Raw genomic sequence first — 14,910 nt, forward strand, 5'->3', positions numbered from 1 at the left:
TTGAATGCCATTGAAAAAAATAATGATAATTTTTTTGAACGTGTATACGAAGTAGCCCGTAAAATTCCTTATGGAAAAGTAACAACCTATGGGGCAATTGCAAAATGTTTAGGAGCCGCTCGTTCTGCAAGAATGGTGGGTTGGGCCATGAATGCAAGTCATACTATGGATGATGTCCCTGCGCATAGGGTGGTTAACAGAAAGGGTATGTTAACGGGTAAACATCATTTTGAAGGAACTAATTTGATGCAACAATTATTGGAATCAGAAGGAGTACTCGTAAAAGATAATCAAATTATTGATTTTGAAAAGTATTTATGGATTCCAGAAATTTAATAACTACAAAAACAAAAATCCGCTTATTAAGCGGATTTTTTAATTAAATGAGAAAAATTACTGTGCACTCCATCCTCCGTCTAGTGTGAAATTTGTGCCAGTTATCGTTTGCGCATCATCTGCAGCTAATAATAGTGCCATTTCTCCAATTTTTTGAATTGGAATGAAATCTTTAACGGCTTGTTTTTTTAGCATTATCTTTTCAATCACTTCTGTTTCTGACAAGTGATGACTTTTTGCTTGATCTTTTATTTGATTATCTACCAATGGGGTTTTTACATATCCAGGGCAAATTGCATTACAGGTAATGTTGAAAGGAGCACCTTCGAGCGCTAATACTTTTGTTAATCCTATCACTCCATGTTTAGCTGTTACATAGGCCGATTTAAATTCTGATGCACGAATACCATGAACAGATGAAATATTTATAATTCGTCCAAATTTATTGTTTTTCATATGTTTCCAAGCCGCTTTCGAAGCATAGAAAACTGCATTCATATTGATAGCAATGATTTTTTCATAAGTAGCATTTGGAAATTCATCAATAGGTGACACGTGTTGAATTCCGGCATTGTTAATTAATACATCAATTCTACCAAATGTATTTACGGTTAGTTCAATTAATCTGTCAATATCTTCTGCATTTGTCAAATTGTGATTGGAGAAATGTGTTTTGATATTGAATCTTTGAGCTAATTTTTGAGCAATTTCTTTTCCATTTGCTTCAAGACCATGTAACATAATTTGATAGCCTTTTTGCGCAAAACTTTCTGCAATTCCAAAGCCTATTCCGCTTGTACTACCTGTTATAAGTGCTGTTTTAGTCATGTTGTAAGAAATTTAAAACTGCCTCGTTAAAAGCTTTTGGTTGATCCATTAATACCCCGTGACGCGAATTTTTAATAATACACAATCTCGCATTTTGCATTTTGCTAGTATATGATTCTTTATGTGCTACGGGTGTGTAATCCATATCCGAACTTACGACCAAAGTTGGAGCAGTAAGTGTTGTTATTTTTTCGGCTAGTCCCCATTCCATTAGCGATAGAAATGTTTTCAAATACACTTCTGGGTTATTACTTGCACAACGGTTGGCAAATTCGTTTCTCAAGTCCACTTGATGTGTTTCCGGAAACATTTTTGTTGCGATTTCTTCAGCTAGCGGTTTAATTCCCTTTGTGTTAATAAACTCCGTTCGAATAGTAATCATTTCCTTACCTATTTCGCCCATATTGTTGAAATCGGGTCCGCTGTTAACAATTATTAATTTGTTGACGATTTGTGGGTGTACATACGCCATTTCAAATGCTATGGCACCTCCCATAGAAAATCCTATAAAACTTGCTTTTGAAATATTTAACTGAGTTAAAAGTTGAAAAACATCTTCTGTTAAAACAGGTACACCAAAATCGGTATTGCTAGCTGAATTCCCATGCCCTCTTAAATCGGGGACTATTAATCTGTATTTTTTTGAAAAAGCTGGGATTTGAAAATCCCAGTCCTTTTTTGTTGAGCCTAAACCGTGAAGTAAAACCAAAACTTCTCCTTCACCAATATCTAGATAATCTAGGGTTATGGTGTTTACTGTAATCTTAGTCATTCATTGGTTATTTAGTGGTTTCTTTTTTGCGGAAGAAATCTACCGTATATTTTAGCTCAACTGAGATCAAACGTTTGATAATTGGTGAACCCACAAATTCACGAATATCTACATCAAATAAATTGGTAACATTTAAACCGGCCGATAGTTTTTCGGTGAAATTGTAACCAATGTTTGAATCAATTGTAAAACCACCTAATTGGCCATAGTTCCATGTTCTTCCGTTTTGTTGGTTTTCAAAAATGTCGTTAACTCCATCACCGTCTAAATCCTGAGTTTTTGCGGCTATGTTAATACCTGAAAAGAAATCATATTTTTCAACGTAGCGTCCGAAGATAGCTCCATAAAACTTCTTGTTGTTGTAATGGAAACCTAAAGTAAATTTGTTAGTAGGTGTGTTTATTGGTAATTCTGTTTCTAAAACTTTACCATCTAAGTTACCATCATTGCTTAAGTCATTTTTGTCTAAGTCTCTACCAAAATAGGAATAGTTAAATGATGTTCTAAAATTGTCTGTGAAATAGTAGTTCAAACCAACATCAATACCATAAGTATCGACATGTCCAAAGTTTGCATATGTTAAAATAGTACTTCCAGTAGATCCAGGAACAACTTCGCCAATTGGTTTGTCTCCCATATGCGTAACGGTAACTCCGTTTGCAGGATCTGCAATGTTTCGTAAAGGACTTATAAAATTGTCTGATTGATTATAGTAAGCATTGATATCGGTATAGAAGTTTTTCGTTATTCTTCCTTTATAACCTATTTCATAAGAATTGATTGTCTCTACTTCTAATTTGTCAATTTTAGTTCCATTTGACAATGTAAATCCTTCTCCGTTTCCTAAGATTAAACCACCAAACATGTTTGCTTTAAGGTTTAAGATAGACGGTACAGCCATACCTCTACCGTATGTTAAACGGAAAGTACCCGTATTAAGACTTTTGGTAACCGAAAGTTTAGGTAAAAAGTTTGAGCCATATAATTCATGATTATCTAATCTAGCTGCAGCAAGAAATGCCCATCTTGACTCTGGAATACGGTATTCAATTTGAGAATACACACCGATTTGATTCAATTCGATTGGCCCGTCTTGATCTAATAAATAAGTGCCTTTTGAATCAGCCATATCACGTTGGTATTGTGCACCTCCAATAAAGTGGAATCTTCCCCAATTGTTGTTGTATTGTCCTTCTGCATTAAAACGGTCTGAATGGTCAACAAATAATGCTCCGCGTTGAAGTGCAATTCCAGTATCAGGTCCTGTTGGAAACCATTGCTCCATTAATGACCTGTTCCACGCTTCTTCTTCACTAAAGCCATTGTTAATGAACGAAACATAGTTTTGTGTTCTTTGGTTCATTGCATAGGTGTCATCTGTTCTACTCCATGTATAGTAAGTATTGAAGAATAAACGAGGAGATACAAATTTTAACTGTGCTTGATCAATCGACCAATCTTTAATTTGATTTCTACCCGCATTTGTGTTTCCAATGTTGTTACTGTTGCTGTGACCATAATACCCAATTAATTCTGATTTTTCAGATGTTTTGTAGTATAATCCGGTTCCATATTTTAATGATGTAAAATCTCTATCAAGATTTTTTTCCGCATAACCTTGATTACCCACGTAAACGGTATCGGTGTATTTGAATTCTGTTCCTTGTGTACTTTCAAAGTTAATTTTGAAAGCAAATTTATCATTAAGAGCTTGTGCGTGGCGTAATCTTGTAGTAAATACATTTTGGCTACCACCACCAGCAGCAAAAGTTGTTCCTTCAGAGTTTCTTGGATTTTTAGTAATTGTACTTACTAATCCATTATGAGCATTTGGTCCGTAAAGCGTTCCATTTGGTCCTAATAAAATCTCAACTTGTTCAATATCTTCCTTGATTACTGTTTCAAATGAGCCCAATGGAAGCCCTGTAGCTACTAATGTCGCTACACGATCATCCGTTACTTGTAAGTTTTTTGAATTGAATGCTGAGTTAAATCCGCGGATATTAATACCCGTACCCAAAACACCACTTCTTACAAAATCAACACCTTTTTGTCTTGCTGCTAATTCCCCTACATTGAAACTAGCATATTCGTTAATTTCGGCTGCTTTAATGATGTCAACGGTAGCAGGCACATCTGTAATTTTCTGTGGTTGTTTGTTTAAGGATACAATTACTTCGTTTAATTGACCTGTAGTTTCTTTTAGTGAAACATTAACAGTAGCAGTTTGCCCCGCAAAGACGGTTATGTTTTGTGATTGTTTTTCATATCCAACATATGAAATTTCAAGACTGTAGTTACCAGCAGGAATGTCTATTAGTTTGAACTTTCCGTCAAAATCAGTTATAGTACCTTTTTTTAAACTTAAAATTTGTGCATTTGCTCCAGAAATTGGAACTTGATTTTCATCTGTAATCGTACCTTGTATTGCACCATTGTCTTGTGCAAAGCTCAACTGAGTTAAAAGTACAATGAAAAAGAATAAAATTTTTCTCATAAGGATTTAGGTTTGATTAGTGGGTGCAAGCTAAATTGAAACCTAAAAGTTTGATGAACGTAAAAGTATTTTTTTAGGTATGACTATTGATGGATTTTGCTTTGATTTATAAGTTTAAAAATATTTTTTTTAAAATTCACTTTTGAGTTTTGTAAATATTTCTGGCGCTATTTCAGTGTATTTTTCAATGGTTTCCAAAATAAGTTTTTGTTGTTCTTTACTTAGTGTGACTTTGCTTAAAGTGGCTTTTAATTCCGTATATAATTTAGCATCATTTATTTTGCCTTCCATGTATTTTGCCAAGGCATGAGACCAACTAAGATTAGGTATGTAATTCCTTTTTTTAGAACGTTCTAGCTCTTTTTCTTCAAGGTTGTATTTTGAAAATAGTGTAATAATGTCGTAATATTTTTCCTTTGCCAATAAGACATTGAAATATGATGTAAAAAAATGATGCCAGCGATGTTTTAATATTTCAACATCGTGTTTTTTTAGAAAATGACGACCAATATTCTCCGCTTGTAAAAGTTGGTTGTTATGTGCTAAAAGCCTTATATTATATGATATGTATGAAGTTTTTTGATGGTAATTATGAGTGCTTTCGTATAATTTTCGGAAGCGTTCCAATAGTTCAAAAGCTTGTTTGTGCTTATGATTTTTAATTAAAATCCCGATGAGGTTGTTAACATACAATAATGTATCATCATTATCTTGTCGGATAGAAAGCAAACCAAAATATTCTGCGCGGTCTAGTTCGTTAATTTTACTGTGAAGCAAAAGACGACTCGCATAGTAGTTGCATAATAAACGTCTGGAATACATTTCACCATTTGAAAAATAATGATCGATTTCGTCAAAAATCTTTTTTAAACGCGCATGATCGTTATAGTTGGTATACATAAACGCCATTAGTATAAACGCTTGGTACCTATTTTTACCATCAATTGATTGGGTGTTGAAAACTTTAGATAGCCACTTTTCCCAATATTTTGTTTCGTTTGTGTAATTCGAATATTGTTTTGTTATCTCTGTAGTTGCAATGTAAAGTTTGTGGGTGATTTTTTTTGATTTTTCATAGGCGATAGCAAAGTTATCAATAAATTGATTGACTATATTATGGTCTTTGTAACGCATACGAATGAGTAAATATGAGCGGTATTCAAGTGCTAATTCAAACAAGTTTTGAAAATTGTATTCTAAGTCTTTAAAACTAGCTAGGTAGTTCAAAAGATGATGTTCTTCTTGTGAAGTAATAGTATCGGTAAGAATATTCATTTTGTAGCGCATTACCCATTCCGTGGTGCGATCAACGTCAATAAGCTCTAGCTTTTTTGTTATCCAAGTTTTTATGTAATTGTATTTGCGTTTGTCGATGCTTTCATCAAAAGTTTTGAAAGTATTTTGCGACGTAGCATTTTCAATTACCCGATTGAAGATTTCGTTTTTTTCTGCATCTTGAAAGTTTGCAATTTTAGTTAAGTAATGCGCCTCATTTGGTAAAATAGATTTACTTATTGCGGTAAACTTTTTCAGTTTGATCTTCATTGTTATTTTTACTGAGCCAATTTAAAATTAGTAAGTTTACTTCATCCGGTTTTTCAAATTGTAAAAAATGGCCACTTTCAGCTACAAAATGTAAAGTACTCTGTTTAATTTTTTCGTTTGCTAGTGTTCCTATTTCTGTTACAGTTAATTTGGGATGTAGGAAATTATTCGGTATTAAGTTATCATTTTTACCGAAAAGAATTAGCGTTTTCTGTGTGATTTTTTCCAAATCATCAAAAGTAGGATCAATAAGCATGCCTTCAACACTTTTTTCTATTGCATAACAATAGTCTGTAAAATCAGAAGCTTTTTTGATGTTAATTCTATCGGTAATCATCGATTGTGCTTCTGTTGGAAACTGATGGAAATTCAGTTGATAGTTTTTCTCAATTTGAGCATCAGTAGTAATTTGAACATTTTGTGTTGTCACAAATTGTTTCAACAGATTGGCTTCTTTTTCTGTAAAAGTTTCAATTCCTGCAGGCGCTACTAAAATTAAAGCATTAATCTGATGAGGATATAAAGTTGTCGTTTTTATCGCAGCTTGCCCTCCCATTGAATGTCCAACTAGTGTAATATTTTTTAACTTCATTTTTTTAATGAAATCGTGGATAAATGTTGCATAGAAAGTTGGCGTATATGCTTCTGTTTTTTTTGATGATTTTCCATGGCCTGGCAAATCTATTGCAATACAAGTGTAGTGTTTTTTTAGTTCATCTATGTTGCGATACCACGCGTCAATATTACTGCTCAATCCGTGAATGAATAATAAGGTTTGCGGTCCATTACCTTCTTTTATGTATGCGGTTTCTGTTTCGTTAATTTTTACGAAATGGGTTTTAAAATGATATGTAGAAAGTATGTTTTTCATTTCAGTTGGTTGTTGTCCTACAATAACTTGTAATCCAAAAAATAATGCGACTAAAAGAATTTTTTTCATGATTCGGAAATTAACGAATGGAAATATTGAAACAATTGTTTGCGTGATACTTTTCCCAAACTGGTTAGAGGAATTTCACTTAAAAGAAAAATTGCTTTGGGGTGTTTATAGTCAGCTAAATTTCCTTTTAAATATTTACGGATATCAAATTCATTCATAGATGAATCTGTTGAAGTTACAAAGGCAACACTGCTTTTTCCCCACTTGTTGTCGTCAATAGGGAGTACAATAGCTTTTGTTACTGAAGGTATTTGCTCTATAAATGATTCAATTTCTTGCGGGTAAATATTTTCTCCGCCCGAAATATACATATCATCCTTTCTGCCTTTTAGGAAAAGATAACCTTCCTCATCGCGGTAGGCTAAATCTCCAGTGTATAACCAACCATCTTTAATTTTGTTTTTAGTTTCTACGGAATTGTTCCAATATGCGGGTGTAATTATATTACCACTGATACATATCTCACCTACCTCATTGTTTTTTACTTCTTCGTTATTTTCATTAACTATTTTTAAATCTAAATAGAAATTGGGTTTCCCGATAGAATTTGGTTTTTCTAAGGTTTTATCGTGGTGTAATGACGTGATGCTTGGGCCAGCTTCTGTGAGTCCGTAACCCGGGCGAATGTCTATATTCTTATGTTTCTTCCAATGGGAAACCATGTCAAATCCAACAATTTCGCCTCCAGAAATGATATAACGTAATGCCGACAAATCAACCTTTTGAAATTGAGAGGTTTTTTGCATCATTAGTAACATTGTAGGTAAGGCTAGAAACAAAGTGGTCTTCGTGTCTTCTAAAAGTTGTAGTGTTTTTTCGGGATCAAATTTTTCAATAATTGTAATACTACCGCCTTTATGTAATATTGGAGTTATAAAAATATTCCATCCTGATGTATGATATGGAGGAAGTACATTAAGTGTCGAATCTTTAAAAGTAATTCCCAATTGCATAGATGTGTTTAAACTATTCCAAAACATCATCTTATTGGTATACAATACACCTTTTGGTTTTCCAGTTGTTCCGGAAGTATAAAACAGAAAAATTGGGTTGTTTTCTTTTATTGTAAGTGGACTATGTTGTTGTAATGTCTTTTCTTGGTAAAGGTTTTTAACGTCATTTAAGGTTAATTGATTCGGAATGTTTTTACAGCTATTATAATCTAATTTTTCACTAAAGGTTTCGTTATAAATTAAAAGTTTCGGATTGCAATCTTCCAATAAATGTGTTATTTCAAATGGAGCCAATCGATAGTTGAGTGGAGTTAAAATAAGTCCCATTCTTTGGCAACACGCCAAAAGAATAATATACAAAGGACCGTGTTCAGCAAGTATGGCAATTCGATCACCTTCTGTGAGTTTTAACTTTTCAAAATGTATGCTTAGATTATTGGCATATTCGTCTAAGTCTTTATAGCTAAACATTTCATTGCTTTCGTGTGAAACAACAGCTGTTTTTGAAGGGGTATAATCAGCCCATTTGCTTATCCAATCTAAAGAATCCATTCGCTACTTTTTTGTGGTTTTATTGCTAAATTTAAACTAAATCCAACAACAAGTGAAATTATTATAGCTATGGCTGCTGAAATTCCTGGATTGTTTACAGCTCCTTTCATGTAAGGTGTTAGTTGTAAATAATAAATGCCAAAATGTACTAATAATGCGGTAATACTTGCGCTAAAGACAGCAACTGTGGAAATATTACGTATAAAAGTTCCAAATAGAACAGGTACAAATGCTGCTGCAAAATAGGCATATACACCGTTTTGGGCAAAAATGGCTACACTTAGTTTTGGATTTTGAATTTGATCCCAACTAAGGAAGAAGCTTATAACAGCTAATGCTATGATAACTAGTTTATTTGTGAAAAAGGATTTTTTTGCAATCCAATTTGGAGCAAGAGGCTCTAAAATGTCAGTTGTTATGGTAATGGAAAGCGACTGAATTAAACTTTCCAATGTTGAAAGTCCAGCGGATATAAGTCCGATAATAACAATAATTCCTATTCCTGTTGAGAATTTAACCATTACATAAGTAGGGATAAGTTCGTCCATTTTTAAAGCTTTACCTTCAAAAGTTAAATCAGGAAATGTTAAACGAGCATATAATCCAGTAATAACTACTAAAAAGAAGAAGATCATGAAAAATATTCCGCTAAATAGGTATTTGTTGATTTTGCTTTGGTCTTTTAACATCAGTGATTTCGTTATAATATGTGGTTGGCAAACTATAGCTATACCAATAACGATTTGAGCAAAAATAATCTCAAAATAATCTCGGAATAAAAAGCTTTTAGGATTGGTAGGTTTTGTAAGTTCTGGGGCAATTTTGTTTAATGATTCCAAAAATCCACTGATTCCATTACTAAAATATTCGCTACCAGAAGTAATCATAATTATCGCTACTACAAACATTATAATCGCTTGAATAGTATTAGTGTACACCATGGAATTAGCACCTCCAAACATCATGTAACCAAAAACAAACACACAAATAGCAAGTAGTGCATAAAGTGGTTGGATGTTTAAAGCTTTTGAAAGTACTTGTGTAAGACCGACATTAATTAATACAATAAAAGTGATGAGGAGTAAGGCAATACAGCCAAAAAAGAATTTGTACGTTTTGTTTTGATAACGATTTCCTATCCACTGCGCCATGGTTGTTGCTTTTACCTTGGTTCCATATTTAGTAAAACCTTTAGTGAAAACGATTAGTGATACAAAAGCAGCTATAGGTAAGACGATTCCAAATGATATGATTCCTGAAACTCCGTAAAGCGCAATGAATCCTGGATTTATGACAAATGTTGCTGCACTCGTCATAGAGGCGGCTAACGAAAGTCCTACAACCCAAGACGGAAAACCAATATTACCGATGGCATAATCGGATATGCTTTTTGCTTTTAAAGCTCCTTTTATTACAAAGTATAAGATTACGGCCGCGTATAATAGGATGATTATCCAAATGAGTAATTTTGAATTTTCCATGTGAATCAATTCTTTTTTATTGTGCTAAACAAATGAAAAAAAATCTTTTCAAAAAATTGATTTTAAACAATAAATTTTAATTGTGACTTTTATGTTGTAGTAGATATTTGTTTTTATAAAGTATTGTTTTTATTGTATTTGTATTGCTTATGACTATTAAAATATTTTGCAATTTGTATTATAATAAATTGTGAAATCAATTTTAGAGCTTTTTAATGTCAAATTTGTACGCAATAGGTTTATTGAATTTAATTTTTAAACTACTAAACTTCTGATTATCTTTGCAATTCAAAATCAGTCTTAATAAAAAATAAAGCTGTAAGCCTTTGATATTTACAGTAATTATAAAATATGAAGTTAGATAGAAAAGAAATCCTAAAGGCATTAGAAACGATAACAGTTGCTGGAGAAGGAAAAAACATGGTAGAAAGTGGTGCAGTTCAAAATGTACTTACTTTTGGTGATGAGGTAGTGGTGGATGTAGTTTTGGCAACACCAGCGTTACACATTAAAAAAAGAGCAGAAGTTGATATTATAAAAGTAATACATGATAAAGTGTATGAAAAAGCAAAAGTGAAAGTTAATATTAAAGTTGAAGCTCCTGAAAAACCTGAGAATCCTAATCAAATAAAAGGAAAAGCAATACCAGGAATTAGCAATATTATTGCAGTATCATCGGGTAAAGGTGGGGTAGGTAAGTCTACTATTACTGCAAACTTGGCTGTTTCTTTGGCAAAGATGGGGTTTAAAGTAGGAGTCCTAGATGCAGATATTTACGGACCGTCAATGCCAATTATGTTTGATGTTGAAAATGCGAAACCAACATCTGTAGAAATTGAAGGAAAATCAAAAATGCAACCAGTGCAAAGTTATGGTGTAGAAATTCTTTCGATAGGCTTTTTTACAAAACCAGATCAAGCTGTAATTTGGAGAGGTCCAATGGCTGCAAAAGCTTTGAATCAAATGATTTTTGATGCAAATTGGGGAGAAATAGATTTTATGTTAATCGATTTGCCACCAGGGACAGGGGATATTCACTTGTCAATTATGCAGTCGTTACCTATAACAGGAGCTGTAGTAGTGAGTACACCTCAAGCAGTTGCTTTGGCAGATGCTAAAAAAGGTGTTGCTATGTTTAATAATGAAAGTATCAATGTTCCAGTTTTAGGAATTATTGAAAACATGGCTTATTTTACACCAGAAGAATTGCCAAACAATAAATATTATATTTTCGGTCAGGAAGGTGCTAAAAATTTGGCAGCTGATTTAGAAGTTCCATTTTTAGGAGAAGTTCCATTGGTACAAAGTATTCGTGAGGCTGGAGATTATGGTCGTCCAGCAGCTTTACAAACAGCTTCTCCATTAGAAAAAGCTTTTGAAGATTTAGCACGCAATGTTGTACAAGAAACGGTAAATAGAAATGAAAATTTACCGGAAACAGAAGCAATAAAAATAACAACAATGGCTGGCTGTTCTGCCGTTAAAGGAAAATAAGATGAACAAAGAAGAAATTGTATTAAATGTTGAAAAAGCTTTAGACGAAATTCGTCCTTTTTTAAATTCAGATGGGGGCGATATTACTTTGGTAGAAATTGTCGATGATAAGCATGTAAAAGTACGCTTAGAGGGAGCTTGTACAAGTTGTAGTTTAAGTATTAGTACAATGAAAGCAGGTGTAGAAACGACAATTAAGAAGTATGTACCTCAAATTGAAACGGTAGAAAATATTGCGTAACTACAAAGTTGATAAATGTCATAGAATAAGCTATTTATTCATTATTACTTTGTACAGCTGAATTTTAAAAAATGATAGAAACTGATATCTTAATTATAGGAGCCGGTCCTACAGGTCTTTTTGCTGTTTTTGAAGCCGGATTATTAAAACTAAAATGTCATATTATTGACGCTTTGCCACAACCAGGAGGTCAGTTGGCAGAGTTATATCCTAAAAAACCAATATTTGATATTCCAGGTTATCCAGAAGTTCTGGCTGGTGATTTGGTAAACAATTTAATGGAGCAAATTAAACAATTTGAACCAGGGTTTACTTTAGGAGAGACTGCTCAAACAATTGATAAATTAGAAGATGGAACTTTCATTGTAACAACAAAAGAAGGGACACAACATAAAGCAAAAGCTATTGCTATTGCGGGCGGATTAGGTACTTTTGAACCTCGAAAACCACTTTTAAAGGATATTGAATTTTACGAAAAAGAAGACCGTGGTGTTGATTATTTCGTGAAAGATCCAGAAAAATATCGCGGTAAAAATATTGTGATTGCAGGTGGAGGTGATTCAGCATTAGATTGGAGTATTTTCTTATCAAATGTAGCTAATTCTGTTACTTTGGTACACAGAAGAAACGAATTTAGAGGTGCTTTAGATTCTGTTGAAAAAGTACAAGAATTAAAATCGGCGGGTAAAATTAAATTGATTACCCCTGCTGAGGTTGTTGGTTTCAAAGGAAGTGAAAGAATTGAATCATTGGATATTGAAATTAACGGTGCTCGTATGAATGTAGAGTGTGATTACTTTATCCCATTATTTGGATTGACGCCAAAGCTGGGTCCTATCGCAAATTGGGGATTAGAGATCGAGAAAAACGCAATCAAAGTGAACAATGCATTGGACTATCAAACTAACATTGAGGGTATTTATGCAATTGGTGACGTTAATATTTATCCAGGAAAATTGAAACTTATTTTATGTGGTTTCCACGAGGCGACATTAATGTGTCAAAGTGTTTATAATCGTTTGAATCCTGGTAAACGTTATGTATTAAAATATACAACAGTATCAGGTGTTGATGGATTTGATGGTACACGTAAAGAAGCCGAAAAAGCTGTAGTTAAATCGATTGACTAATGACAGATATAACGATTAAAATTACAGATAGAAACGGTATAGTGCATGAAGTTCAAGCGCCAACTGATATGAACATGAATGTTATGGAGCTTATACGTTCCTATGAATTAGCAGAAGAAGGAACAATAGGTATTTGTGGAGGAATGGCCATGTGTGCATCATGTCAGTGTTACGTATTGAATGACGTATTAAAAACCGAGCGAAATGATGATGAGGAAGCGATGCTTTCAGAAGCGTATCACGTAAAAGATAATAGTCGATTAGGTTGTCAAATCCATCTCACAGAAGATTTAGATGGTTTGGAAATTGAAATTGCACCAGAACAATAAAAGACAAAAAAGGCGAGAAATTTTTCTCGCCTTTTTTGTCTTTTATTGTAACATTTGAAGAAATGTAACGTATAAGGATTATGTTTACTTTTTATAATGGAAAAACCAAATAATCTTTTAGGAATACATCAATTATTGACATTACAAGTTTTGAAAAGTGATAAGCTAACTGATTTAGCGAATTTTATTGCTTTTACAGATCAATTGCTTTTAAAAAATGAATTAGACAAGGTTGGGAATACTTCTCATGTTTTCGATAATGGTAGCTTTACGATTGCATATTGTTTAAAAGAATCTCATATTTGTATTCATACTTGGCCTGAGATATTGACATTAACGATGGATATATACCTGTGTAATTATTCTCAAGACAATTCTAAAAAAGTAAGGATGCTTGCAAATGATTTTATATCATATTTTGACGCGAAGATTATTAAGCAAATTGAAGTAGAAAGATAATATGGAGCTAACTTGCCCAAAATGTAAACATAAAACTACTATTGAGTCGGATTTTGAAGTCAAAAGTTTCGGATGCTCAAATTGTAATAATTTGTTTAGGTATTGTAATTCAGAATTCACATTCTTAAAAAAGAATAACTATGTTCCCAAAGATATACTTTTAAAAATAGGTACAAAAGGAGTAATTGAAGGTGAAACTTATGAAATTGTTGGCTTAATAGTAAAAAAGGCTCATGCTATTTATTATTGGAGAGAGTATACATTGATGTCTAAAACGGGTAAAATTAAGTATTTATCAGAATCTGATGGTCATTGGATTTTGTTAGAAGAAGTTAATGAATCCTATAATACGACTCGAAAATATAGAAAAATATCACATAGAGATATGTCATATTATCTTTATGAATATACAGATTCTTTCATTGACTTGGTTTATGGTTTCTATGAGTTTGAAGTACCAAATAAACCAGTTAAAGTAATAGAGTATATTAACCCACCTTTTATTGTTTCAATTGAAAAAATTAATAATGAAGAAACAACTTATTTCGGTCGTCACGTATCATCAAAAGAAATTAAGAAAGCTTTCAATTTAAATATAACTCCCACTAAATCAGGAGTAGGTTTAATACAGCCATTTTTATTTAATATTTATTATACACTTATTATATTCCTAACAGCGGGACTTTTAATTTTAGGTACATATATTTTTCAAAATCAGAATAGAACCGTACAAAATGTGTTATACACGTCATTAAATTTCGATGAATTTAAAAACAAAGATTACATTTCTCCTTCATTTGAATTAAATGGTAGTCCAGCCCCATTAAAAATTTTAGCAAACTCAAATGTTGATAATTCATGGGCCAATGTTCAAGTTTCTTTGGTGAATGAAGCTACTAATGATGAAGAGTTTACTCAAAAGGATATTGAGTATTATCATGGTTATACGGATGGTGAAAGTTGGTCTGAAGGTAGTACAAGTAAAACATTTAATTTTTGCGGTATTGCACAAGGAAAATATCATTTAGTGATAACTCCAATGAAACAAGATACTGATTTTAGTAACAAAGAGATGAAAATTAGAGTCGTTTGGAATGAGTCTTCTGCTTGGAATTTTATGTGGAGTTTAATAATTCTTGCATCAATTTTTGCAATAGTATTTTTTTTAAAGAAAAACTTTGAGCAAAGAAGATGGGAGAATAGTAATTTTATACCTTATGAATAGTAATAGTGCAAAACAATTTATAAAAGATAATAAATGGGCTTTAGTATTTGGACTTTTTGTTTATGTGCTTTTCATAGTTTATTCTTTCACAGGGAGTAGATTTTGTGATTGTGAAACTACAGAAAAGT

At 32.7% G+C, this 14,910-nt stretch carries 14 protein-coding genes; 7 read left to right on the top strand and 7 right to left on the bottom strand.

The features are described 5' to 3' along the window. Positions 1-336, top strand: a complete 336-nt coding sequence (locus ACFS5J_RS10545) for an MGMT family protein (protein WP_379812117.1) — start codon at positions 1-3, stop codon at positions 334-336. Positions 337-393: 57 nt separating this feature from the next. Here ACFS5J_RS10545 and ACFS5J_RS10550 read toward each other — a convergent pair whose 3' ends face one another. From ACFS5J_RS10550 to ACFS5J_RS10580, 7 genes are all read right to left on the bottom strand, one after another. Continuing rightward, a complete protein-coding gene (locus tag ACFS5J_RS10550) occupies positions 394-1,164 on the bottom strand; it encodes a 3-hydroxybutyrate dehydrogenase (RefSeq protein ID WP_379812118.1) in 771 nt (256 codons plus the stop codon). Further along, complete coding sequence (locus tag ACFS5J_RS10555; RefSeq protein WP_379812120.1) at positions 1,157-1,936, bottom strand: alpha/beta fold hydrolase; 780 nt, start codon at positions 1,934-1,936, stop codon at positions 1,157-1,159. Before ACFS5J_RS10555 ends, ACFS5J_RS10550 begins: the two co-directional genes overlap by 8 nt. A 7-nt stretch (positions 1,937-1,943) precedes the next feature. Next, positions 1,944-4,433, bottom strand: coding sequence for a TonB-dependent receptor (locus ACFS5J_RS10560; RefSeq protein ID WP_379812121.1), 2,490 nt, complete (start codon positions 4,431-4,433; stop codon positions 1,944-1,946). 129 nt (positions 4,434-4,562) lie between these two features. Further along, positions 4,563-5,978, bottom strand: a complete 1,416-nt coding sequence (locus ACFS5J_RS10565; RefSeq protein WP_379812122.1) for a hypothetical protein — start codon at positions 5,976-5,978, stop codon at positions 4,563-4,565. Then, entirely contained in the window at positions 5,941-6,918 is a 978-nt protein-coding gene (locus ACFS5J_RS10570) for an alpha/beta fold hydrolase (protein WP_379812123.1), read from the bottom strand. The genes ACFS5J_RS10565 and ACFS5J_RS10570 overlap by 38 nt, the downstream gene beginning before the upstream one ends. Next, positions 6,915-8,423, bottom strand: coding sequence for a class I adenylate-forming enzyme family protein (locus ACFS5J_RS10575; RefSeq protein WP_379812124.1), 1,509 nt, complete (start codon positions 8,421-8,423; stop codon positions 6,915-6,917). The genes ACFS5J_RS10570 and ACFS5J_RS10575 overlap by 4 nt, the downstream gene beginning before the upstream one ends. Next, positions 8,411-9,904, bottom strand: coding sequence for a sodium:solute symporter family transporter (locus ACFS5J_RS10580; RefSeq protein ID WP_379812125.1), 1,494 nt, complete (start codon positions 9,902-9,904; stop codon positions 8,411-8,413). The genes ACFS5J_RS10575 and ACFS5J_RS10580 overlap by 13 nt, the downstream gene beginning before the upstream one ends. Positions 9,905-10,255: 351 nt before the next feature. Here ACFS5J_RS10580 and ACFS5J_RS10585 point away from each other — a divergent pair, with 351 nt between their 5' ends. The 6 genes from ACFS5J_RS10585 to ACFS5J_RS10610 all read left to right on the top strand — a co-directional run bounded on the left by ACFS5J_RS10585 (position 10,256) and on the right by ACFS5J_RS10610 (position 14,782). After that, positions 10,256-11,398, top strand: a complete 1,143-nt coding sequence (locus ACFS5J_RS10585) for an Mrp/NBP35 family ATP-binding protein (protein WP_379812126.1) — start codon at positions 10,256-10,258, stop codon at positions 11,396-11,398. A 1-nt stretch (position 11,399) separates the two neighbouring features. Continuing rightward, the gene (locus tag ACFS5J_RS10590) at positions 11,400-11,639 is read left to right on the top strand and encodes a NifU family protein (protein WP_379812127.1); all 240 of its coding nucleotides are present in this window, start codon (positions 11,400-11,402) and stop codon (positions 11,637-11,639) included. 71 nt (positions 11,640-11,710) lie between these two features. Then, positions 11,711-12,769 (top strand): NAD(P)/FAD-dependent oxidoreductase, encoded by a 1,059-nt coding sequence (locus ACFS5J_RS10595; RefSeq protein WP_379812128.1) that lies wholly within the window; start codon positions 11,711-11,713, stop codon positions 12,767-12,769. Further along, on the top strand, positions 12,769-13,098 hold the full coding sequence (locus ACFS5J_RS10600; RefSeq protein WP_379812129.1) for a ferredoxin: 330 nt from the start codon (positions 12,769-12,771) through the stop codon (positions 13,096-13,098). Before ACFS5J_RS10595 ends, ACFS5J_RS10600 begins: the two co-directional genes overlap by 1 nt. Before the next feature lie 96 nt (positions 13,099-13,194). Next, entirely contained in the window at positions 13,195-13,557 is a 363-nt protein-coding gene (locus tag ACFS5J_RS10605; RefSeq protein WP_379812130.1) for an S-adenosylmethionine decarboxylase family protein, read from the top strand. 91 nt (positions 13,558-13,648) lie between these two features. After that, the gene (locus ACFS5J_RS10610; RefSeq protein WP_379812132.1) at positions 13,649-14,782 is read left to right on the top strand and encodes a DUF4178 domain-containing protein; all 1,134 of its coding nucleotides are present in this window, start codon (positions 13,649-13,651) and stop codon (positions 14,780-14,782) included. Positions 14,783-14,910 lie beyond the last annotated feature (128 nt).

Origin of the sequence: Flavobacterium chuncheonense, assembly GCF_042686145.1 — a bacterium.
In the GTDB taxonomy this organism is placed as follows: domain Bacteria; phylum Bacteroidota; class Bacteroidia; order Flavobacteriales; family Flavobacteriaceae; genus Flavobacterium; species Flavobacterium chuncheonense.